This is a genomic window from Synechococcus sp. H55.10, from assembly GCF_047502715.1.
Classification (GTDB): Bacteria; Cyanobacteriota; Cyanobacteriia; order Thermostichales; family Thermostichaceae; genus Thermostichus.
The window spans coordinates 1-20,493 of sequence record NZ_JANSJJ010000173.1 but is presented as its reverse complement, the minus strand read 5'-3'; the positions used below and the strand labels follow the sequence as shown (position 1 = coordinate 20,493).

The window sequence follows — 20,493 nt, the reverse complement described above, 5'->3', positions numbered from 1 at the left end:
GATTACAGATGGTCTCGTTGCTGGTCGAGGTAAAAGGGGATCTGCTGGATAAGCAGGTGTGGGAGCGGTTCCACGCTCTCTCTGACCCGCTCCGTCTACGCGTGCTGCAACTGCTGCAGGGGCGCGAGTTGTGTGTTTGCGAGCTCTGCGAAAAGCTACAGGTTAGCCAGTCTAAGCTTTCATTTCACTTGAAAACTCTGCGAGATGCCAAGCTGGTTAACGCTCGCCAGCAGGGGCGCTGGATTTACTACAGCCTTAACCCACCCGGTTTTCAGCTCTTGCAGCATTTTTTGGATAGCTTGGGACAGGCTGGCCCCCCCAAAGCCGCGGTTCCCTGTGCCGAAGATCCCTGAGAAGATCCCTAGGTGTTGGGCGCGGCAACCCAAAATACCCCCGGAAAAACTGTTGGATCCCGCCATACTGAAGGTGGGCCAACAGAAGCGCATCTCTATTTCTCTCCTGGCAGCCCCAGGGATCCCGTTGGCTTCACTCGCTGCGCCATCTCCCAAAGTCCGTCAAAGTTCCCTGACACCGGCCATTGGGCTCTTTGTTAGGATCGATACAACAAAAGTGGGGACGGCATGACACGCGACCCGAGAGAGGAGTTGAAACGCATCCACCGGGCACACCTGCGGAATCGCCTCAAAGAGCGGGTGAAACGCGCCCAGTCGGATCCATCTTTGCTGGCACGAGAAGCTTTTGAGTTGGGTTTCTCGCTTCCCGCTTTACTCGAGCAACCCAAACTCAATTCTCCTGCCAAGCAACCTCAAGATGGCAGCAACGATCACGGAAGAATTTCTCCCCGGCGACTCTCAGAGCAGTTAGCCTAGGCGATGATTTGGAATCGTGCCTTCTCCTTAAAAGGGGGGAAACAGCTTCCCCGTGGTGGTACCCTGAGTTTGGGACTCAAGAGAGGGAGCCTGGTCGAGCACCCCAAATTGGGACTGAGCTTTGTGGGCGGAAGTTCTGGTGGAAAACTCAGCCTGCATTGTTGAGCAAGCGGAAAAAAGATTAACGCAAACAGCGAAAAAAGAAGATGTGCGGTTTCTCGGCTTTTGTTCGTGGAGGTGTTATGCCTGAAGTGGACAAAGCCGTCCTAAAGGACAAGGGTTCAGACCCAGGAGGTTTTGATGATGAGCACCGCCGAAGCCCTTAAAATTCTCAGCCTTCCGCCGGATGCAAGCGAGCGGCAGATCCGGGGGCGATTGTTTCAGGAATACCAAACTCTCGGCACTGCTCTCGCAGAACTGGAGGATGAGCGACAAAGGCCCTTGCTAGAGGCGCAACTGGCGCGGCTGAATGAGGCGCGGGATGTGCTGCTGGGCGGGGGATCCCAGGTAGAGAGAGGGTTATCTTGGGTTAGCCCGGAAGACTTGCCTTCCCAGGTGATCGTGCTGCTCTACCAAGCCAATGGGCAGGAGGGGATCTGCACGCGCCAGGTTGGTGGTCAAGATATTGTTATTGCTTTTGAGAGCTCGTTTGCGGCCAGAAAATATGCCCAGAGGCTGGCTCAACAGGGACTGCCTAAGCCTGTAGCAGAACGTTTTGACACGCAGGAGATCGTCGATTTTTGTCGCGAAGGGGGCTACGGATTGATGGTGGTTCCGGCCAACGAGATGCTGGAGCCTCTGGAGGAGAGCACGGAAACCGCGCGGGATTGGCAGAGCAAATCCTAACGGCCTGGACTTCAGCCAGATTGCGTTGCGAGGGTCTTCGATGATCACTGCCGAACCGATCTCTGCAGAGGAGTTTCGCCAGATCATGGATGCGGATCTGGAGGCTTGCTGTGAAGCATTTGGCCTGAGGGAGGGGTACCTGCGTCTGCAACAACAACAACTGCGCTTCTGGATTATGCTGGCCCTTTGCCTGTTGGTGGTTGCTCTGGTGATCTTCTCGGCGATGCGGGATCCCGGCTATTGGCTGCTGTACGCGGTGGCCGTCCTGTTGCTGGGGGTGGTTTTGCTGGGGCTGCTCTGGGCCATCCTGGAGTTGCGGCAAAACCTGCGTCGCATTCGTCAGCGTTGGCAGGAGGCCCATCTCCTCAACAGCCCGCCCAAGATCATGGAGTTCGCCAGCGACCTGGCCCGCAAGGTGAAGGAGTACAACCGCTGGGTGCAGGAGCTGCAACAATCGCTGGAAAGAGGGCAGTATTGGCGCGATTTTCGCCAACTGAACGAGGCAGAGCAGAAGTACGTCCAGTCCCTCTTTTTGCAGGTGCGAGCCCAGTTGATCACGGCTTTGCAGATGTGCAGAGCCTTGATCGAAGACCCGCGGGTTTCCGTAGAGCAGTACTTTAACCAGATGGTTGCCCGGGATCAGCAACTGCTGGAGCAATTTATCGCCAAAAACTTGACTGCCAACCGCTACGTAACCATGGCCCGCGAGCTATCTGCCCTGGAAGCAGATTTGCAAAGCCGGCTCAGAGTCCTGGGATCCCGGTGATAGTCTGGTGGGTCGATGTTCGGCAGCTCGTTTATAAGAAGCAGAGGCACTGCAACGCTGTACATCCTGCTGGGGCTGGGCCTGCTGGGGGGATGCGGGGATCCCAACGTGCCGCTGACCCAGCCGCCCCCCGATGCTTTTCGGGTCAGCACCCCCCGTCCGCCGCGCTTGGATCTGTACCCCACCCCACCACCAACGCCCACCCCTACTCCCACACCGCCCCCCAGCCTACTGGAGCTCACGGCCCGTTGGCTGGGGCTCCCTTGGCCGCCGCAACGGCGAGAGACCAGCCCGGTGAGGTTGAGCGCCCGTTTCCTCGAGATCCCACTGCCGCCCAAGCCTCGCCCCTCACCCCAACCTTCCCCTAGCCCGGAAGCAGAGGAGAGAAAGCAGCAAGGCCGCGAGACCTAGTCCACACCGCTGGCCTCTGGGGATCTAGGCGCCCACAGTCACCGGCTCCGTCTCTCGCACCCGCATCTTTTCGCAGGGGATGATGTCTGTCAGGATAGAGCTGGCCATCATGCCCGTGTGGATCTCCAGTTTGGCTCCCGGCACTGCCTCAAACAGCAGCCGCTGCCCTGGGAAGACCACCCGCTCAAAGTACCAGTTTTCGATATTTGTGATGCGAACCACCTGAACGGAGCTGGTCGCATTGATGTAGCTACAGGTTATTCGCTCTGTTTGTTTTTTGGCGGGGATTGCATCAAGTGTTTGCATAATTAGATCACCAGCCCACTCTGCTCAGCCTAGCATCTACCCTAACACCGCCTGGGGATCGCTGCGGTAGTCTGCGATACGGCGATCCCAACCAGCAGAAATTAATCCTGGAAAAGCAATTTCTGTATTTTATCTTACCGTTTTGATTTTTTCAGAATGGCTCCTCAACTCAGGACGGACTTGGATTGAGATTTCTTCCTGCGGCGAGGCAATTTCTCACAGAAAATCTCCACAGAGTAGTAGTCAAGATTACATTTTGAGTCCCCTTGGAGTTTGGGGATCAGGGCTCGTGGACGCTCGCTCCGGTCGTCGGTTTCTGCGGCGACTGGCGGGGATCCCAGTTCAGGCCCTCCACCCGCAGCTCCAGCGCCCCCGACTGGCGCACCGGATTGTATTGCAAGCTAAATCCATAGGTGCGGCGGTCGTAACCCAGGCGGTAGGTGATGTCCACCTGCTGGCCTGACTGCAGATCCACCGTCGTCTCTGCCCCCACCCGCAGCGGGCCATACAGCTGCTGTAAAAAGCCCAGAACAAGTTGCTCCCGCGTGGTGATGCGGTCGAACAAAAACGGCGAGGCCCCCGCCAAAAAACCATTGGAGTAGGTCACCCTCAGGTTGGTGTAGTCGAAGGTATTGGCCGCAAAAGCCCCGATCACCGCGTCGAGGCCGATGCTGCCGGCAGTATAGCTTTGGGTGCGCCCATTGGAGTAAAACGACTGGCTGCTGCTGACGCCGGTGTTGAGCCAGATTCCCTGTTCGATGGGCAAAGCGGAAAAGCGGGGCGGCGGATCCGACGCCGTCTTAGGGGGTCGCCAGAGGGGAAAAGAACGAGTTAGGCCTGCCCCCAGTTGCAGTCGGGCGAGCTGGATGCGCTCGGTGGTATTGGCCAAGGCCAGATCGGGATCGGTGTCGATGTTGCCGAGTTGTCCCAGGGCGTCGATGTAGTCGGCGGCTATGCGGTAGCTGAAGTCCAAACCGGTGTTGCCGAGGCGGAGGGTGGGCGAGCTGTAGCTGGCACCAAGGCGATTCTCCACAATCTGGAACCCCAGCCGCCCGCTGAAAAAACGCTCCTGATACGCATAGGTGTAGGTGACTTGGCCGCCGTTGCCGGTGGCAACGCGGTGTTCGACCTGAGCCCGCAAGCGCCGGGCAAACTCCTCGAAGACGATCCCGCGCAGCTCGGCAAACAGCGAGGTTTGGGCATTGGCTTCCGGTTGCCGCCAACGAAAATCAGCCCGCAGCCCGATCCCATCGCGGATCCCTTGGTCGCTGCCCCAAAGGCGTTGCGGATACAGTTGCGGGGAGAGCACCAGGCTGAGATTGGGATCCTGCAGCAGCTCGAAGTTGGCCTGCAGGATCAGGCCGCGCCGCAGCTCTTCCCGGTCGAAGTCATCGTAGAAAATGCTGACCGGAGGCTGACGGTTCAATGAGTCAAAGCGCAGCCGAATGGGCAGGGGCAAGAAAAAGACCTGGTCGAAAACCAGTTGGCCAGCTTCGGCAATCAACAGGCTGGAACCATCCGCCTGCAAGGTAGAGGTCGCCCGCGGGCTGCGGATCTCCAGCTCCGGCGGATCGAGAGGGTCATTGGTCAGCCGCACCTGCTCTCCTTCCCAGTTGTTGGCATCGAAGCGGATGCGAACGGCGCGAAAGCGCACCAGCCGCTGCGGCGAGAGGGCCGCCGCCGGGGATCCGGCAGCTTGCAACTGGCCGATATCCACCTGGCCGAAGGCTTCTTCCAACACTCCTCGCTCTTGCTCAAAGTCGTATTCCAGCCGGGATCCCTGGATGCGCTGCTGATCCAACTCGATGGAAACGTTGCCCTCGGCCACGGCTCGCCGCTGTTGCAGCTCGATGCGCAAGCGATCCGCCCGCAGCACAGAGCGGCCCAGACGCATCTCCACGTTGCCCTCGGCCAGGAAAACCTGCGCCCGCTGGTCAAAGGTTTGGCGGTTCGAGCGCAGCCGTAACGTGCGCTCCGCAAGGGCGTCAGTCGTAGCCCCCGGCGGAGCGGCTGCCACCCGGCCTTTCTGGGCTGAGGCAGGAGCAGCTGTTGCCAGACCAAACACCCCCAAGCAAAGCCAGAGCCACCAAAACCCTTTCATATTCCCCTAAACCTGGCACAAAACTTCAGCCCAAGCCCCTAGGCTGGCTCAGCCCGTTGTCGGCGGGGGCGGGTTGAGGGCGCGGTTGAGCTTGCCGCTGCGGTAGCCCTCCAAATCGAGACTGACGTAGAGATAACCAAAAGATTGCAGGGCCTTGACCAGCGCTGCCAGATCGGTTTTTTGCACAAATTCCACGATTTGATGAGGGAGCAGTTCGATGCGGGCAGTATCTTTCTCAGAGCGCACGCGCACCTGCTGCCAGCCCAAGCTGCGCAGATAGCGCTCTGCCAATCCCACCCGCCGCAGCTTCTCGGCGGTGATTGCCTCGCCATAGGGAAAGCGGGAGCTGAGGCAGGGCTGGGCCGGCTTGTCCCACCAGGGCAGGCCCAGGTGGCGAGACAGTTGGCGCACCTCCAGCTTGCTCATCCCCACCTCCGCCAAGGGAGAACGCACGCCTCGCTCTCGGGCCGCCTGCGCTCCCGGTCGATAGTCAGCCAGATCGTCGGCGTTGAGGCCATCTGCCACGTGGTCGTATCCCTGAGTTTTAGCCACCTGGCGCAGGGTGTCGTGCAAGTGGCTTTTGCAGAAGTAGCAGCGGTTGGCGGGGTTGGCGGCGTAGCGGGGATCCTGCAGCTCCTGGGTCTCGACGATCTGGTGGCGAATGCCGATGTATTGGGCTTGCCAGATGGCCTCCTCCAGATCTTCGGGCAACAGCGCCGGGGAAGCGGCAGTGACGGCCAGGGCCCGCTCCCCCACCTGATCCCAGGCCAGTTTGGCCACCAGGCTGCTATCGACCCCGCCTGAGTAGGCCACCAAGACCCGCCCCATCTCGGCGAAGATTTGGACAAGCTGGTGGAACTTGCCTTGCAGGACGGGATCCAGCTCCAGCAGAGGGTCGGCAGTGGGGTTTGGGGCTATGTTCATAAGGCCAGCAGATTCGGTAAGTCGGGGCCAAGGGGACGCCGTCCTGGCCCGGCGGAGGAGAACCTGGGGCGGTTTTCCCTTCCTATTGTTTCTCAGAGTTTCCCGACTTTCCAACGCTTCCTTCCCAAGTGAGGTGCGGGATCCCCCCACAAGCGGGCAACCTGTCTCTAGGCCAGCAGCCCGCCGACGCGGTAGGCTGGATGGCAGTGAGCCCCTTGCTTTGTTGCCGCAATCGACGCTTCTCTCCTCTTGCCGTCATGGCTCTGCAACTCGAACCTGCCAGCCCGCCAGAAGTGGCCGTCTATCAGCCCTATTACGCCGTTGCCCGCCGACAGTACTTAGCCCTGGCGGTGGGCCTCTACAAAAGAGGCAACCTGGAGGGGCAAAGGGCTATTGAGGGGGCGGATCCCGTCCGCTTCTTGGCCAGTTGGCACATGTCCCCGCTACCTTCAGATTTAACGGTGGTTCAGGTGATCTTCGCTCAAGATGCCGAGCTCACCTATCAGCTTTCCATTGCCAACTACGAGTTTGTGGACTATCTCATCGATGTGGTGACCCTGATGCAGCGGGGGCAGCCGCCGGATTTCTCCACCGCCTTTTACAAAAAGCTGATGCGCTATGAAGATTGACCGTTCGCGCCAGCAGGACGCAGTCCTTGGTTGCTTAGCCGCCATCACCCTCTACGACACCACGCTGCGGGATGGGGCGCAGCGGGAGGGGCTGTCGCTGTCGGTGCAAGACAAGATCCAGATCGCCAAGCTGCTGGATCGCCTGGGGATCCCGTTTATCGAGGGGGGCTGGCCGGGGGCCAATCCCAAGGATGTGCAGTTTTTCTGGCAACTGCGGGAAGAGCCTCTGGAGCAGGCGGAGCTGGTGGCCTTTTGCTCCACCCGCAAGCCGGGGCGGCGGGCGGCTGACGACCCCCTGCTGCAGGCCATCTTGGCGGCGGGCACCCGCTACGTGACGGTGTTCGGCAAGTCTTGGGATCTGCATGTGACTGAGGGGCTGGGCACCACCTTGGCCGAAAACCTGGCCATGATCCGGGATACCATTACCTATTTGCGCTCCCAGGGGCGACGGGTGATCTACGATGCTGAGCACTGGTTTGACGCCTATCGCCACAACTCCGACTACGCCCTGCAAACCCTCGTGGCGGCGGCAGAAGCGGGGGCGGAGTGGCTGGTTCTCTGCGATACCAACGGCGGATCCCTGCCCCCCGAGATTGCCGCCATCACCGCAGCCGTCTTGGCCGAGTCCCATCACCTGGGGCATTTGCCCCTGGGGATCCACACCCACAACGATTCCGGCACTGCTGTGGCCAATGCCCTGGCGGCAGTCCAGGCGGGGGCGCGCATGGTGCAAGGCACCATCAACGGCTATGGGGAGCGCTGTGGCAACGCCGACCTGTGCAGCGTCATCCCCAACCTGCAACTAAAGCTGGGCTACCGCTGTCTGCCGGAAGGGAAGCTGCAACACCTGACGGAGATCTCTCGCGCCATCAGCGAGGTGGTCAACCTAGCTCCGGATGACCATGCCCCCTTTGTGGGCCGGTCGGCCTTTGCCCACAAGGGGGGGATCCACGTTAGCGCCGTCCAGAAAAACCCCCTCACCTACGAGCACATTGCCCCGGAGCAGGTGGGCAACTGCCGGCGCATCGTGGTTTCGGAACAAGCGGGGCTGAGCAATATCCTCAGCAAAGTGGCCGGCTTCGGGATCCGGCTGGACAAGTCAGATCCCCAAGCCCGCTTGATCCTAGAGCGGTTGAAGACCCTGGAGCTGCAGGGCTATCAGTTTGAGGCGGCTGAGGCCAGCTTTGAGCTGCTGGTGCGGGAGCTGTTAGGTCAGCGCTTGCATCCATTTGAGGTGCTTAGCTTTAATGTCAGCACCACTACCCGCTCCGACTGGAGCAGCAAAGACTGGGATCCCAGTGGTGAGGCGGGGGATGTGCAGTCCTTGGCGGCGGTGAAGATTGCGGTGCAAGGGCAGACGCGGGTAACGGCAGCGGAAGGCAATGGGCCGGTGGCGGCTTTGGATGGGGCGCTGCGCAAAGCCTTGCTGGAGTTCTACCCCCAACTGGAAGGGATTCACCTGGCCGACTACAAAGTGCGCATCTTGGATGGGCGGGCTGGCACCTCGGCAAAAACGCGGGTGCTGGTGGAGTTCAGCGATGGCCACCGCCGCTGGACCACGGTGGGAGTTTCCACCAACATCATCGAAGCCTCCTGCCGGGCCTTGGTGGAAGGCTTAGAGTATAGTCTCTTGACAGCACCTTGCCTTTCCCCACCCTCTGCCCAGATGGCCTCTCCTTGAGGGGGATCTTCAACCATCTCCCCTCTCCCTCTGGGAGAGGGGCTGGGGGTGAGGGCTGGGAGAGGGGCCGGGGGTGAGAGGCTGGCTCCAACTCGTGTGAAATCGTACAGCTCCCATGAGAATCATCGGCTTGACGGGCGGCATAGCCACCGGTAAATCCACAGTGGCCCGCATCTTGGAACGGCACGGGATCCCGGTGGCCGATGCGGATCAGATGGCCCGCCAGGCCTTGGCGGTGGGATCCCCCATCCGCGAGCGGGTGCTGCAGCGCTATGGCCAGGCCATCCGGGATCCCTCTGGAGAGCTGGATCGCCGCCAGTTAGGGCAGATTATCTTTGCCGATGTCGCCGAGCGGGCCTGGCTAGAAGCCCAGATCCACCCGTTTGTCAAAGCGCGGCTGCGGGAGTTTCTCCAGTCTCACGGAGCCTCTGCGCCGCAAGGGGTTGCAAATCCTCAAAAGGACGGCCCTCCCACCGTTTGCCTGATGATCCCGCTGCTGTTTGAGGCCCACATGGAAAACTGGGTCAGCGAGATCTGGGTGGTGACCTGTACCCCTGAGCAGCAGCGGCAGCGCCTGGCTCAGCGGGATCCCCTCCTGACACCGGCAGAAATTGAAGCTCGCCTGGCCAGCCAGTGGCCCCTGGAGGAAAAGGCCCGTCGCGCCCATGTAGTGCTGGACAATTCCGGATCCCTGGCGGAGCTGGAAGCCCAGGTGCAACAAGCGCTGGCTTCCCAGAAACCCCTGGCCTCGCCCCAGCAGGCTGGATAGAGTAGCGGATGGGGATGGTGGGTTGAGGAAGAGTCGATGCAAGAAACGATTTGCGGCGGCGAGCCTGTTGGCGATAGCAGGGCAGAGTCCTGGTGGGTGCAAGCGCTGGCGGCGCGGGAGCAGGAGATTCAGGCTTTGCGGGAGCGCAACCGCCTGCTGCAAAGCCAGATCGATCTTTTGGAGCTGCGCCAAGAAAAGCAACACCGACAGATTCGCAGCTATGAGGCCGAGATCGAGCAGCTCTACCAAGAAAAGCAGGTGCTGGAGCAGATGATCCAGGAGCTACCAGAGCTCTACCGGCGCAAGCTGCAGGCCCGCCTGCAGCCCATCCGCGAGCGCATCGCCGCCATTCAAGCAGAAAATCGCCAGCTCAAGAGGGAGCTGTACCAGCTCAGCTACCGCCTGCAGCACATAGATCAACTGGATGCCCCCCGCTGGAAGGTGCAATTGCCGCAGATGCCGCCCCTGCGCCGCCGGGATCCCAAGGCTTTGCTTGCCCAGGAAGCAGCATCTTCTTCAAGACTCGGTGTTGCTCCTGAGGGACACAGGGAGAAGCCAGAATAGGGGGAGCCCCCCTGGGATCGCCTCAGCATCGAGGGGTTGCGGCGGGGGCGCGCTTGCAAGGACTCCGTCCCGCTATTGCGACTGGAGATCTCCAAAAAATGGCCGCTGCCGGCAAGTACGAACCCCTTCATTTGAAATACCGCCCGCAGCGCTTTGCCGATGTGGTGGGCCAAGGGGCGGTGGTACAGACTTTGACCAATGCCATCCGGCAAAACCGGGTGGCGCCGGCCTACTTGTTCTGTGGGCCGCGCGGCACGGGCAAGACCTCCAGCGCCCGCATTTTGGCTAAGTCCCTAAATTGCGAGCAGGGGCCGACGCCGGATCCCTGTCAGGTGTGCAGCCAGTGCCGCGCCATCACCGCCGGCTCTTCTTTGGATGTGATTGAAATCGACGCCGCCAGCAATACCGGTGTGGACAACATCCGCGAGCTGATCGAGCGGGCCCAGTTTGCGCCGGTGAATAGCCGCTACAAGGTCTATGTCATCGACGAGTGCCACATGCTCAGCAATGCCGCCTTCAACGCTTTGCTGAAGACCCTAGAAGAGCCGCCCCCCCGCGTGGTGTTTGTGCTGGCCACCACCGACCCGCAGCGGGTTCTGCCCACCATCGTTTCCCGCTGTCAGCGCTTTGACTTTCGCCGCATTCCCCTCGACGACATGGTGGCCCACCTGGGCAAGATTGCCGCCCAGGAAGGGATCCCCATCACGGCAGAAGCCTTGCAGCTGGTGGCCCAACTGGCCCAGGGAGGGCTGCGGGACGCCGAGCGCCTGTTGGATCAGCTCAGCTTGCTGGAGGGATCCATCACCCCAGAAGCCGTGTGGGACTTGGTGGGCGGGATCCCGGAGCGGCAGCTTTTGGAGTTGACCGATGCCCTGCTGGCTCAGGATGTGCAAGCAGTGCTGGCCCAGACGCGGCAATTGCTGGAGCGGGGCAGAGAGCCGCCGGTGCTGCTGCAGAGCCTGGTGGCCTTTTACCGGGATCTGCTGCTGGCCAAGACGGCACCACAACAGCGGCAGTTGGCGGCCGTAACGGATCCCACTTGGGCAGCCCTGCAGCAGCGGGCCCCTCGCTACTCGGTGGAGATGCTGCTGGCGGCCCAGAGCCATCTGCGCCAGTGCGAGCCGCAAATTCGCCAGGGCGGCCAGCCCCAGCTTTGGTTGGAAATTGCCCTGCTGGATCTGCTGGGCCAGCTTCGCCAGGGTGCCGTCCCGCTGCCATCGACAGAGGCCAAAGGCGGAAAGCCGCTCCCCGTTGCCGACCTATCCCCTGCTCTCTCTCCTGAAGCTGTTGTCGGCCCGTCTTCTGCTAGGGGCAACAGCAAGCCGGAGGTCTTGAAGAACCTCGATGGGAACGTTGCCCCCGCTGTCGTAGGAGAAAAGCAGCAGGCTGCAGCAGCGGTTGAAAAGCTCCCAACCCCTGCCTCTCGAGCAACGGGGGACTCCACACCGCCACCGACAGCAGGGCCAAGCCGAGGGGAGACTTCCCCGGAAAAAGCGCAAGATCCCGCCGCTTCCTCCGCCAGGCTCTTGCGGCCCCGCTGGGAGGAGTTCCTCAAGGGCCTTTCCCCAATTACCAAAGCCCTGCTGGGATCCGGGCATTTGCAGCAAGAGACTCTGGAAGAGATTACCCTTGCCTTTCCCAGCAAAGGCTTGGTGGACAAGGTGCGCAGCAAAGAAGCCGAACTGCGGTCGGTACTCCACCATCTGTTGCAGCGCCCTGTGCAGCTCAACTTGGTTGTGCAGCGCTCCGGCAGGCCGGAGGTTTCCAATCGCACCGGCGAAACCAAGTCCAAGAGCTCCGCCCCGCTGCCGCCCACAGCATTCCTCCCCCCCGATCCCGTTGCCGCGCCAGGGTTGCCAAGCGATAACACCAGCAGCCCTGCTTCCTCAACGGAGCCCATCCCGCCAAGTACCGGGCACCATCCCCCCTCTGACCCACCTTCGCCAGAGCCTGAGCGCAACGATCCCGTGGGGGGCGCTCAGGTGAACGGCTCAGCAACCAGCATTGCTTCTCTAGGTTATGCAGAGCACCGTCGGCAGTCCTATGAACTAACCCATGAGCTGGCGGAGATTGCCCGCCGTTTTGCCGACCATTTCAACGGCAGCCTGGTGGACTTGGAGGGGGTGTTGGGATCCGCGGCAGGGCTCTCCTCAATGGAGACTTTAGAAGCCGAGGGATCCCTCGACCTGCTCTCCGGTGAGATCTACGACCCGCCGACACCGGCAGAAGGGTCTGCTGCAGAGTTTCCCAATGCAGCAGCAAAGCCGTCCCATCGGCGTGAGCCGTCTTTTCCGCTTGTCGATCGCCAAGCAGAAAGGGAATCCTTAAAGGAGGAGCTGCCTTTTTAAGGGCTATCTTAAGCTTGGTGAAGCGAGCCCCCCTCTGCCCATGTTGATCTTCCCCATCTCCCCGTTGATTCGCTACGCTTTGCAGGCCTTGTACTGGGGATTGAGCCTGCCCCTGCCCATCTTGCTGTCCCGGCAACAGGCAACACCGCTTGAGCTGGGATCCGTTTGGGCAACTCTGCTGCTGGGATGGGGAGTAGTCCTGGGATCCCTGAGCCAGCAGATCCAGTTGGATGAAAAGGGCATGCAGGCCACCTACCCAGGCTGGGTGCCACCTTTTGTGCGGCAGGAGTGGCAGATCCGGTGGGCTGATGTGGAACGCATTGAGCCCCGCTCCACCAGCCAAGGCGGTATGGTGTACTACTTAGTCACCCAAGCTGGGGAGCGCGTGCTTTTGCCGATGCGGGTGGCCGGGTTCCAGCGTCTGTTGGCCGAGGTTCAACGTCACACCCAACTGGAGATCGGCGGGCTGCGCCCTTACGTTCAGCCTTGGATGTACGGGCTGCTCGGATGCTTGGCTCTGCTTTTGTTGCTCTGGGATGGGATGGTCGCTGTCTGGGTCTGGGCAAATTCGACAGGAGCCTAGCACAACCCCCAGCTTTTAGTGGAAGGTCAGTTCAAGTGTGCTCAGAGCAGTTGCACTCCTCCCATCCCCGCCAGGACTTGCCCATGTCTGGGATCCCGATTGCCCCTTTTGTAGGCTCTGCCCCCCCTTTGGAGAGGCTGAGCCTTGAGCAGATCAACCTGTCTGCTTCCGCCTTGGCGCTCCTGGATCATTGTCCTCGCCTGTTTCGCTATGTGTACCTGGAGCGGTTGATCTGGCCTGCTGCCAATGCTTCTGAGCACGAACTGGAGCAGAGGCGCGGGCGGCAGTTTCACCGCTTGGTCGAGTGGCACAGCCGCGGTCGGCAGGTGGAGCCCCGCTTATCTGCTTTGGATGAGACAGTACGCCAGTGGTGGCAGGTGTTCTTGGCCAGTCCCCACGCTCATCCGCAGGGGCGGGTGTTGGCGGAATTGCCCCTCTGGCAGCGGATCGAGGGGTTTAAGCTGATGGCCCGCCTGGATCGGCTGGTGATTACCCCGGGATCCCTGCACATTGTCGATTGGAAGACGGAGCGGCAGCGCCCCCCCGATGAACAGTTGGCCCAGGACTGGCAGGTGCGCCTCTACCCCCTGCTGCTGTCTGGGGTGGCCGATCAACTGCTCCTGGAAGGCCCCTTCCAGCCGGAGCAGGTGCAACTGACCCTTTGGTATGTGCAACACCCGCAGCAGCCCTTCTACCGCCGCTACAGCGCCGCCGCCTACGAGCGGGATCTGGCCCACCTCAAAGCCACCCTGGCCCGCCTGCGGCAACTGGAGGCGCAGGACTTTCCCGGGATCCCCTACGGTGAACGCTGTGCCAGTTGTCTGTTCTGCTCCCGCTGCCACGGGCTCATGCCGCAAGGGATCCCTGCCCAGGACCTCACAGATTGGGTCTGGCCCATGCAAGAGCCTACGCCGCCTGCGGAGACAGATTGGGAGAACGGTGTTCCGGCTTGAACCCATTCCAGACAAGTTCGACCAACCCAAGCGCTCCGCGCCGCCGACGCGACCACCCCCAGGCCCCTCACCCCCGGCCCCTCTCCCAGAGGGAGAGGGGTGGGAACATAGCAAGGAGCAGCTTCACTGCTATTGGAAATGGCCGTAGATGCAAAAGCACTCAGAGCAAGGCAGGTCGGGGCAGAATCGGTTTTGGCAACAGCCCATGCACACCTTTCACGGGAGTGTTTACCACCTGCGTGATGTGAAAGTGGCGTAGCGACACTATCTTCCATCCATCCTGTCTTGAAAAGCTGCAGACAGGGATCCCCATTTGCAAGGCTGAGTGTAGAACTTGCGCCCATGGCGCAAGAGACAGCTGCAATTTTCCCGGAGACTTGCATACTGGGTTAAAGGATGTTGTCGGCGCTGCCAACTGTGACTGCGGGTGTCCTCTCCACCACCGTCCGGGATCCCGACTGGGATGTGGAGCTCAAGGGGCTCCGCAAGCGCTTTGGCGACTTTGTGGCCCTCGACGGCATCGACTTGCAGATTCGGCGGGGCGAGTTTTTCGGCCTGTTGGGCCCTTCCGGCTGCGGCAAGACCACCCTGCTGCGCATCATCGCCGGCCTGGAGATGGCTGACCTCGGGGAAGTGGTGATCCGGGGGCGCCCGGTGGGCCACCTGCCCGCCCACAAGCGCAACGTCAACACCGTGTTTCAAAGCTACGCCCTTTTCCCCTTCCTGACCGTGGAGGAAAACGTCGCCTTTGGCCTGCGCAGGCGGGGGGTGCGAGGGGAGGCCCTGCACAAGCGGGTGGCCGCCGCCTTGGAGTTGGTGGAGATTGGGGATCTGGCCAAGCGCAAGCCCCAGGAGCTCTCCGGTGGGCAGCAGCAGCGGGTGGCCCTGGCCCGCGCCTTGGTCAATGAGCCAGAGGTGCTGCTATTGGATGAGCCGCTCTCGGCGTTGGATGCCAAGTTGCGCAAGCAGCTTCAGGTGCAGTTGTGCGAGCTGCAGCGGCGGCTGGGCATGACGTTTATTTTTGTTACCCACGACCAGGAGGAGGCGTTGGTTACCAGCGACCGGGTGGCGGTGATGCGGGCCGGACGTGTTGAGCAAGTTGGCCCCATTGACGAGGTGTACGAGCGGCCGGCAACCGCCTTTGTGGCGGACTTTTTGGGGGCCAGCAACCTCATCGAAGGGATCGCCTGTGGCACCGACTGCGTGGATACGCCCCTAGGCAAGCTCAAGGTGCCCGGGATCCAGCCCAACTTGGAGCCGGTGCAGTTGGCCATCCGCCCAGAAAAGATTCAGCTTTCCCGTAGCGGCTGGGATCTGCTGCCCAACCAAGTGCCGGTGCGGGTGGAAAACCTCATCTACACCGGGGCGGAGAACCAGTACTTGCTGCAGACGGCCAATGGACAGCAGCTCAAGGCCACCGCCCTCAACACGGATATTGAGGAGGCGGGGTTTGAGATCGGCGAGGCGCTGGTGGCCCACCTGCCCCCCAAGAGCCTGGTGCGCCTGCGGCCGGATCCCCGGCAGGAGGATCCCCCATGCTGAGATGGCCAGGGATCCCCCTTGCCCGCCAGCGTCTTCAGGTACGGGCCGGGGAATTGCTCTCCCCCTGGCAGGAGCTGCTGCGCAGCCTCATCTTTGCCGGGCCGGGGGTGCTGTGGGTGGTGCTGTTTTTGGTGCTGCCGGGAGTGTTGCTGCTGGTTTGCAGCTTTCTCAGCCGCGGCCAGTTTGGCGAGGTGGGACTGCCTCTGACGCTGGCCAACTACCTGCGCATTCTCGGCTACGGCCCCCTGGGCTGGACGCCCATCTACTGGCAGATCTTGGGCCGCAGCCTGCTGGTGGCGGCCGTCACCACCTTCTTTTGTGTGCTCCTGGCCTATCCCCTGGCTTTCTTTATTGTCGCCCACCCGCCCCGACAGCGGGATCTATTGCTGACGCTGGTGGTGGTGCCGTTTTGGACGAACCTGGTGATTCGCACCTACGCCTGGATGGTGGTGTTGGCGCCAGAAGGGTGGCTGGCCCGCCTGGCCGCCTGGCTGGGCTGGATCCCGCCCCAGACGGCTCTCTACCCCAGTTGGCTGGCCGTGTACCTGGGCATGGTCTACACCTTTTTGCCTTACATGGCCTTGCCCCTGTACACAGCAGTGGAGCGCATCGACTGGCGCCTGGCGGAGGCGGCGCGGGATCTCTACGCCAACGGCTGGCAGGTCTTCTGGTGGGTGCTTTTTCCCCAAACGCTGCCGGGGCTGGCGGCGGGCTTGATTTTGGTGGCCATCCCAGCGCTGGGTATGTTCGTGGTACCGGACTTGCTGGGGGGCAGCAAAACCTTGTTGATCGGCAATGTCATCCAGATGCAGTTTGGCGCCAGCCTGGACTACCCCTTTGGAGCAGCCCTTAGCTTTTTGGTTACCGGCCTGAGCCTGGGCTTGCTCTATGCCTACAGCCGCTATGCCGGCAGCCGCGGCCTAGAAGAGCTGATCTGAGGCATTGCCATGAGCTTTCAGCAGGGCGGCCAGTTGCTTGCGCATCAGGATCCCGGGTTTGTCGGTAAACATATGCTGCTCGGCGCTGAGGTCGAGAGGGACATCGGGATCCGTAGTTTCCAGAATGGCCCTGTCTTCCAAAGTTACAGCCCGGTCGAAGCGGACTACCTCTGAGGCTGGAGCATCCGCTTCCGTGTCGTTGCGCAGGCAAAACTGCACCACTTGCGAGGCCCGGTCGTTGATGGGGGTGGGGATGTTGACGATAACATGGCTGCGGCCATTGGGGTAGCGGATGTGAAGGTGGTTGGTGAAGGGCAGGTACCAGGTGGAAGTGGTGGTGCGCTCGGTTTTGGCAAGGGGAATGCCCAGGTTTTTTTGTTGCAGCTCTGGGTTGGCCACACCGACCACCAGGCGGGTACGGATGCCGTAGTCCAGCTCCTCGATCTCGAAATGACTGGGTACCAGGTTGTCTAGGCTGCCAAAGGTGTTTTGATGCACAAAGCTGAAGTGGGCAGCATCGAACTCGTTCTCGCAGATGCGCAAACTGGCGCATTCCCAACGTTCGTAAAACTCGTGGATGAGCCGGTAGCTGGGATCCTCTGCCTCTGGAATGACCGGGATGTCTCGCAGGGGTTGAGGATCCAAACAAACCCAGGCATAGCCGTAACGGGCCTGGCAGAGATAGGCGGGAATGCGGTAGCCCTCCGGAATGCGCGCCCGAGCCGGCAACTGCGGCACCTTGACGCAGGCACCTGTGCCATCAAACTCCCAGCCGTGGTAGGGGCAGCGAATGTGGCCATCGCAGACAATCCCCTTGGAGAGTTGGGCCGAACGATGACAGCAGCGGTCGGCAGCAGCTTGGGGCTGCCCGGCTTGATCCAACCAGAGGACGATCTTTTCTCCCAGCAGCTCAAAGGGTTGCGGGGATCCCTGCTCCAGTAGGCTGAGGGGCATCACCGGGTACCAAAAGCGCCGAAAGACAGGATGCTGAGTAACCAACATGGCTGAAAATCCCCAGGGTGGGTGTGGGATCCTGGCTAGCAAATTGGCCGATTGGGTTCCGTAGCCTCTGCCACAATCCCGTTTGCGGATCCCCCAGCCGAAAAGAGGGAGTTGGGGTTGCTACCAAGCCTCTTCCCCAGGGATCCCGCTGCTCCGGGAAAATTAACTCTCGGGACTTCTGGTAGCTTGAGAATACCGGCTTTGCGTTCAACTCGAGGGATCCCTTGACCCAAACTCTGCCTTCTCAGGCTTCTGCCCAGCCCAAGTTCTCTGCCGTGTCTTCCCCCCCGGCTACTTGGGATGTGATTGTCGTTGGTGCTGGGATCGGCGGGCTGGTGGCGGCCACCCAGTTGGCGGCCAAGGGCTACCAGGTGTTGGTGTTGGAAAAATACCTCATCCCCGGCGGTAGCGCTGGCTACTTCGAGCGTCCGGATCCCAACGGCAACGGGATCTACCGCTTCGATGTCGGGGCTTCCATGATCTTTGGCCTGGGCACTCAAGGTACCACCAACTTGCTCACCCGCGCCCTGGCTGCTGTGGGCCAGTCTTTGGAATCCATCCCCGACCCGGTGCAGATTGCCTACCACCTGCCCCAGGGGCTCAGCCCCTGCGTGCACCGGGACTACGAGCAGTTTTTGCAGGAGCTAGCCAGCTATTTCCCTCAGGAAGCGGGCAGCATTCGCCGCTTCTACGACAGCTTCTGGCCCATTTTCAACAGCCTCAACGCCATGGAGCTCCTCTCTTTGGAGGAGTGGGGCTATCTCTGGCGCTCTTTTGTCGGCAACCCTCGCGCCTGCCTGACCTTGGCCCGCTACTTGCCGGTGAATGTGGGCCAGGTGGCGCGGCGCCACCTACGGGATCCGGCGCTGCGGCGCTTTGTGGATATGGAGTGCTACTGCTGGTCGGTGGTGCCGGCGGAGCGCACGCCCATGATCAATGCCGGCATGGTGTTTTGTGATCGCCACTACGGCGGCGTCAACTACCCCAAGGGAGGGGTGGGGCAGATTGCCCAGAAACTGGCCCAGGGGCTAGAGGCCTGCGGGGGGCAAATCCGCTACGGGGCGCCAGTGCGGCGGATTTTGGAAGAACGGGGCCGCGCCGTGGGCGTCGAGCTCTCCAGAGGGGAAAAGCTCTTTGCCCGCAAGATCATCTCCAATGCCACCCGCTGGGATACCTTTGAGCGCCTCTGGCCGGGATCCCTGCCGGCGGCGGAGCGGCGCTGGCAAAGCCGCTACCAACAGTCTCCCAGTTTCTTAAGCTTGCACCTAGGGGTGCGAGCTGAAGCCCTGGCCGGCGAGCGCTACTGTCACCACATTCTTCTAGAAGATTGGCAAGACCTGGAGGCGGAGCAGAGCACGATCTTCGTCTCTATCCCCACTCTCTTGGATCCAGAGCTGGCCCCGCCGGGCCGCCACATCGTCCACGCTTTTACCCCCAGTTGGATGCAAACCTGGCAGGGCTTGGGCCCGGAGCAGTACCGGCAGCAAAAACAAGCGGCGGCCAAACGCCTTATCCACCGCCTGGAGGCCCTCTGGCCAGAGCTGGGATCCCACATCGAGCTGCTGGAGGTGGGCACTCCCCGCACCCACCGCCGCTTCTTGGGCCGCGTCGACGGCACCTACGGCCCCATCCCTCGCGGCACTCCCTGGGGCCTCTTGGGCATGCCCTTCAACCGCACCGCCATTCCCAACCTCTACTGCGTGGGCGATAGCACCTTCCCCGGTCAAGGCCTCAACGCCGTCGCCTTCTCCGGGTTTGCCTGCGCCCACCGGGTAGATGTAGACCTTTCCAATTCCTAAGGAAAATCATCGGAATTGCACAGCACTGACCACAAACTTAGCCACGTGCTCAACGCCTTACGGCAATCAAAGGAAAATCATCAGCGAGTACCACATCATGCACTAGATGACAATAGAGTGCTCAACGCCTTACGGCAATCAAAGGAAAATCATCGACTGGGACTCGAACACCCGTCCCAAGATAAACTGGTGCTCAACGCCTTACGGCAATCAAAGGAAAATCATTCCTCAATCCGCGCCACCAGGCGGCTCTCCATCTCCGGTGCTCAACGCCTTACGGCAATCAAAGGAAAATCATCAGGGAACAGGTAGATGGTGCGCCCGCCCCGGGCCAAGTGCTCAACGCCTTACGGCAATCAAAGGAAAATCATGAGTGGGATGACCTGGCGGCGGGCCAGGCTGAGAAGTGCTCAACGCCTTACGGCAATCAAAGGAAAATCATTTATTCTGACTCATTCGCGTGCTCGGAGAGTAGCCGTGTGCTCAACGCCTTACGGCAATCAAAGGAAAATCATATTGCTGAGTGTTCTTTAACTTTCCCCTCTCCCCCCGTGCTCAACGCCTTACGGCAATCAAAGGAAAATCATAGAAAAGGTCACGCAAGGGCAAGGACTACAGGGAGAGGTGCTCAACGCCTTACGGCAATCAAAGGAAAATCATTTCTTGAGTTTTAGCAACAACTCTGAACGGTTTATGTGCTCAACGCCTTACGGCAATCAAAGGAAAATCATAGAAAGGCTGATTAAACTCTGACGCTAATGAGATTGTGCTCAACGCCTTACGGCAATCAAAGGAAAATCATTGGATGTGGTGGCCGCGATTCTTGGCTCAGTAAAGTTGTGCTCAACGCCTTACGGCAATCAAAGGAAAATCATTGCCGTTCTATTTTGTGGAAAAGGGAGAGAGCTCACTGGTGCTCAACGCCTTACGGCAATCAAAGGAAAATCATGCCAATTGGTAAGCGACGATAGCGCCCAATGGAGACTTGGGTGCTCAACGCCTTACGGCAATCAAAGGAAAATCATACTTATCGCCTTGCGGCAATCAATGGGAAACATTAAGTGCTCAACGCCTTACGGCAATCAAAGGAAAATCATAAGCAGGGATAGAGATAGCACTCTATTTTGTGGAGACTGTGCTCAACGCCTTACGGCAATCAAAGGAAAATCATCAGACCAAAAAGCCTGATTAAACTCTGAGACAAGAGAGTGCTCAACGCCTTACGGCAATCAAAGGAAAATCATGGGTTAGGAGAGAAGTTCTGGCCATCCATGCCGTTCGTGCTCAACGCCTTACGGCAATCAAAGGAAAATCATGAGGGAGAGAGTAGGGGGAGCTCAGGCAGAGTTTTCGTGCTCAACGCCTTACGGCAATCAAAGGAAAATCATTTTGCAATCCAATATCGCCAACAATGCGTTAAATCTGTGCTCAACGCCTTACGGCAATCAAAGGAAAATCATGCCGCACCTCAGAATCCTTGCTTTGCAAGGCTCCGATAGCC

At 60.4% G+C, this 20,493-nt stretch carries 18 protein-coding genes and 1 CRISPR repeat array; of the genes, 14 read left to right on the top strand and 4 right to left on the bottom strand.

Going from position 1 to position 20,493, the window contains the following annotated elements; genetic code table 11:
* Nucleotides 1-8 precede the first annotated feature (8 nt).
* The 4 genes from NW858_RS10715 to NW858_RS10700 all read left to right on the top strand — a co-directional run bounded on the left by NW858_RS10715 (nucleotide 9) and on the right by NW858_RS10700 (nucleotide 2,853).
* Complete coding sequence (locus tag NW858_RS10715) at nucleotides 9-353, top strand: ArsR/SmtB family transcription factor (RefSeq protein WP_414332555.1); 345 nt, start codon at nucleotides 9-11, stop codon at nucleotides 351-353.
* A gap of 777 nt (nucleotides 354-1,130) precedes the next feature.
* Complete coding sequence (locus NW858_RS10710; RefSeq protein WP_414332557.1) at nucleotides 1,131-1,676, top strand: DUF3110 domain-containing protein; 546 nt, start codon at nucleotides 1,131-1,133, stop codon at nucleotides 1,674-1,676.
* Nucleotides 1,677-1,716: 40 nt separating this feature from the next.
* Nucleotides 1,717-2,442, top strand: a complete 726-nt coding sequence (locus NW858_RS10705; RefSeq protein WP_414332559.1) for a hypothetical protein — start codon at nucleotides 1,717-1,719, stop codon at nucleotides 2,440-2,442.
* 15 nt (nucleotides 2,443-2,457) lie between these two features.
* Entirely contained in the window at nucleotides 2,458-2,853 is a 396-nt protein-coding gene (locus NW858_RS10700; protein ID WP_414520472.1) for a hypothetical protein, read from the top strand.
* A gap of 24 nt (nucleotides 2,854-2,877) precedes the next feature.
* Here NW858_RS10700 and NW858_RS10695 read toward each other — a convergent pair whose 3' ends face one another.
* The 3 genes from NW858_RS10695 to larE form a co-directional block, all read right to left on the bottom strand.
* A complete protein-coding gene (locus tag NW858_RS10695; RefSeq protein ID WP_414337091.1) occupies nucleotides 2,878-3,159 on the bottom strand; it encodes a DUF1830 domain-containing protein in 282 nt (93 codons plus the stop codon).
* Between the two features lie 280 nt (nucleotides 3,160-3,439).
* Nucleotides 3,440-5,260, bottom strand: coding sequence for a DUF3769 domain-containing protein (locus tag NW858_RS10690; RefSeq protein WP_414520471.1), 1,821 nt, complete (start codon nucleotides 5,258-5,260; stop codon nucleotides 3,440-3,442).
* A gap of 48 nt (nucleotides 5,261-5,308) precedes the next feature.
* Complete coding sequence (gene larE, locus NW858_RS10685; protein ID WP_414520470.1) at nucleotides 5,309-6,184, bottom strand: ATP-dependent sacrificial sulfur transferase LarE; 876 nt, start codon at nucleotides 6,182-6,184, stop codon at nucleotides 5,309-5,311.
* A 257-nt stretch (nucleotides 6,185-6,441) separates the two neighbouring features.
* Between larE and ebsA the strand changes: the two genes are divergently transcribed.
* From ebsA to NW858_RS10640, 9 genes are all read left to right on the top strand, one after another.
* Nucleotides 6,442-6,813 carry a type IV pilus biogenesis protein EbsA gene (ebsA, locus tag NW858_RS10680; RefSeq protein ID WP_414332569.1) on the top strand — a complete coding sequence of 124 codons (372 nt, stop codon included), beginning with the start codon at nucleotides 6,442-6,444 and terminating at the stop codon, nucleotides 6,811-6,813.
* On the top strand, nucleotides 6,803-8,494 hold the full coding sequence (gene cimA, locus NW858_RS10675) for a citramalate synthase (RefSeq protein ID WP_414520469.1): 1,692 nt from the start codon (nucleotides 6,803-6,805) through the stop codon (nucleotides 8,492-8,494). The genes ebsA and cimA overlap by 11 nt, the downstream gene beginning before the upstream one ends.
* Nucleotides 8,495-8,609: 115 nt before the next feature.
* Complete coding sequence (gene coaE, locus NW858_RS10670) at nucleotides 8,610-9,263, top strand: dephospho-CoA kinase (RefSeq protein ID WP_414520468.1); 654 nt, start codon at nucleotides 8,610-8,612, stop codon at nucleotides 9,261-9,263.
* Between the two features lie 36 nt (nucleotides 9,264-9,299).
* A complete protein-coding gene (locus tag NW858_RS10665) occupies nucleotides 9,300-9,827 on the top strand; it encodes a hypothetical protein (RefSeq protein WP_414520467.1) in 528 nt (175 codons plus the stop codon).
* A gap of 98 nt (nucleotides 9,828-9,925) precedes the next feature.
* A complete protein-coding gene (locus tag NW858_RS10660) occupies nucleotides 9,926-12,175 on the top strand; it encodes a DNA polymerase III subunit gamma/tau (RefSeq protein ID WP_414427068.1) in 2,250 nt (749 codons plus the stop codon).
* A gap of 40 nt (nucleotides 12,176-12,215) precedes the next feature.
* Complete coding sequence (locus NW858_RS10655) at nucleotides 12,216-12,758, top strand: hypothetical protein (protein WP_414520466.1); 543 nt, start codon at nucleotides 12,216-12,218, stop codon at nucleotides 12,756-12,758.
* Between the two features lie 50 nt (nucleotides 12,759-12,808).
* On the top strand, nucleotides 12,809-13,711 hold the full coding sequence (locus NW858_RS10650) for a PD-(D/E)XK nuclease family protein (RefSeq protein ID WP_414520465.1): 903 nt from the start codon (nucleotides 12,809-12,811) through the stop codon (nucleotides 13,709-13,711).
* A gap of 417 nt (nucleotides 13,712-14,128) precedes the next feature.
* Nucleotides 14,129-15,253, top strand: a complete 1,125-nt coding sequence (locus NW858_RS10645; RefSeq protein ID WP_414348636.1) for an ABC transporter ATP-binding protein — start codon at nucleotides 14,129-14,131, stop codon at nucleotides 15,251-15,253.
* Nucleotides 15,247-16,191, top strand: coding sequence for an ABC transporter permease (locus NW858_RS10640; protein ID WP_414510233.1), 945 nt, complete (start codon nucleotides 15,247-15,249; stop codon nucleotides 16,189-16,191). The genes NW858_RS10645 and NW858_RS10640 overlap by 7 nt, the downstream gene beginning before the upstream one ends.
* Here NW858_RS10640 and NW858_RS10635 read toward each other — a convergent pair.
* A complete protein-coding gene (locus NW858_RS10635; protein WP_414510232.1) occupies nucleotides 16,174-17,193 on the bottom strand; it encodes a Rieske 2Fe-2S domain-containing protein in 1,020 nt (339 codons plus the stop codon). The two genes, NW858_RS10640 and NW858_RS10635, sit on opposite strands and share 18 nt — an antisense overlap.
* Nucleotides 17,194-17,468: 275 nt before the next feature.
* On the opposite strand from NW858_RS10635, the gene crtH reads away from it, so the two are divergent.
* On the top strand, nucleotides 17,469-18,992 hold the full coding sequence (gene crtH, locus NW858_RS10630; protein ID WP_414520481.1) for a carotenoid isomerase: 1,524 nt from the start codon (nucleotides 17,469-17,471) through the stop codon (nucleotides 18,990-18,992).
* A gap of 45 nt (nucleotides 18,993-19,037) precedes the next feature.
* Nucleotides 19,038-20,452: a CRISPR direct-repeat array (repeat unit 36 nt; unit sequence GTGCTCAACGCCTTACGGCAATCAAAGGAAAATCAT).
* Nucleotides 20,453-20,493 lie beyond the last annotated feature (41 nt).

What these genes read in the sequence shown, in the direction of transcription:
- larE (WP_414520470.1), bottom strand. Translation starts at nt 6,184, where the DNA reads ATGAACATAGCCCCAAACCCCACTGCCGACCCTCTGCTGGAGCTGGAT.
- NW858_RS10715 (WP_414332555.1), top strand. Translation starts at nt 9, where the DNA reads ATGGTCTCGTTGCTGGTCGAGGTAAAAGGGGATCTGCTGGATAAGCAG.
- NW858_RS10655 (WP_414520466.1), top strand. Translation starts at nt 12,216, where the DNA reads ATGTTGATCTTCCCCATCTCCCCGTTGATTCGCTACGCTTTGCAGGCC.
- NW858_RS10640 (WP_414510233.1), top strand. Translation starts at nt 15,247, where the DNA reads ATGCTGAGATGGCCAGGGATCCCCCTTGCCCGCCAGCGTCTTCAGGTA.
- NW858_RS10660 (WP_414427068.1), top strand. Translation starts at nt 9,926, where the DNA reads ATGGCCGCTGCCGGCAAGTACGAACCCCTTCATTTGAAATACCGCCCG.
- NW858_RS10665 (WP_414520467.1), top strand. Translation starts at nt 9,300, where the DNA reads ATGCAAGAAACGATTTGCGGCGGCGAGCCTGTTGGCGATAGCAGGGCA.
- NW858_RS10700 (WP_414520472.1), top strand. Translation starts at nt 2,458, where the DNA reads ATGTTCGGCAGCTCGTTTATAAGAAGCAGAGGCACTGCAACGCTGTAC.
- NW858_RS10635 (WP_414510232.1), bottom strand. Translation starts at nt 17,193, where the DNA reads ATGTTGGTTACTCAGCATCCTGTCTTTCGGCGCTTTTGGTACCCGGTG.
- coaE (WP_414520468.1), top strand. Translation starts at nt 8,610, where the DNA reads ATGAGAATCATCGGCTTGACGGGCGGCATAGCCACCGGTAAATCCACA.
- ebsA (WP_414332569.1), top strand. Translation starts at nt 6,442, where the DNA reads ATGGCTCTGCAACTCGAACCTGCCAGCCCGCCAGAAGTGGCCGTCTAT.
- NW858_RS10690 (WP_414520471.1), bottom strand. Translation starts at nt 5,260, where the DNA reads ATGAAAGGGTTTTGGTGGCTCTGGCTTTGCTTGGGGGTGTTTGGTCTG.
- NW858_RS10705 (WP_414332559.1), top strand. Translation starts at nt 1,717, where the DNA reads ATGATCACTGCCGAACCGATCTCTGCAGAGGAGTTTCGCCAGATCATG.
- cimA (WP_414520469.1), top strand. Translation starts at nt 6,803, where the DNA reads ATGAAGATTGACCGTTCGCGCCAGCAGGACGCAGTCCTTGGTTGCTTA.
- NW858_RS10695 (WP_414337091.1), bottom strand. Translation starts at nt 3,159, where the DNA reads ATGCAAACACTTGATGCAATCCCCGCCAAAAAACAAACAGAGCGAATA.
- NW858_RS10710 (WP_414332557.1), top strand. Translation starts at nt 1,131, where the DNA reads ATGATGAGCACCGCCGAAGCCCTTAAAATTCTCAGCCTTCCGCCGGAT.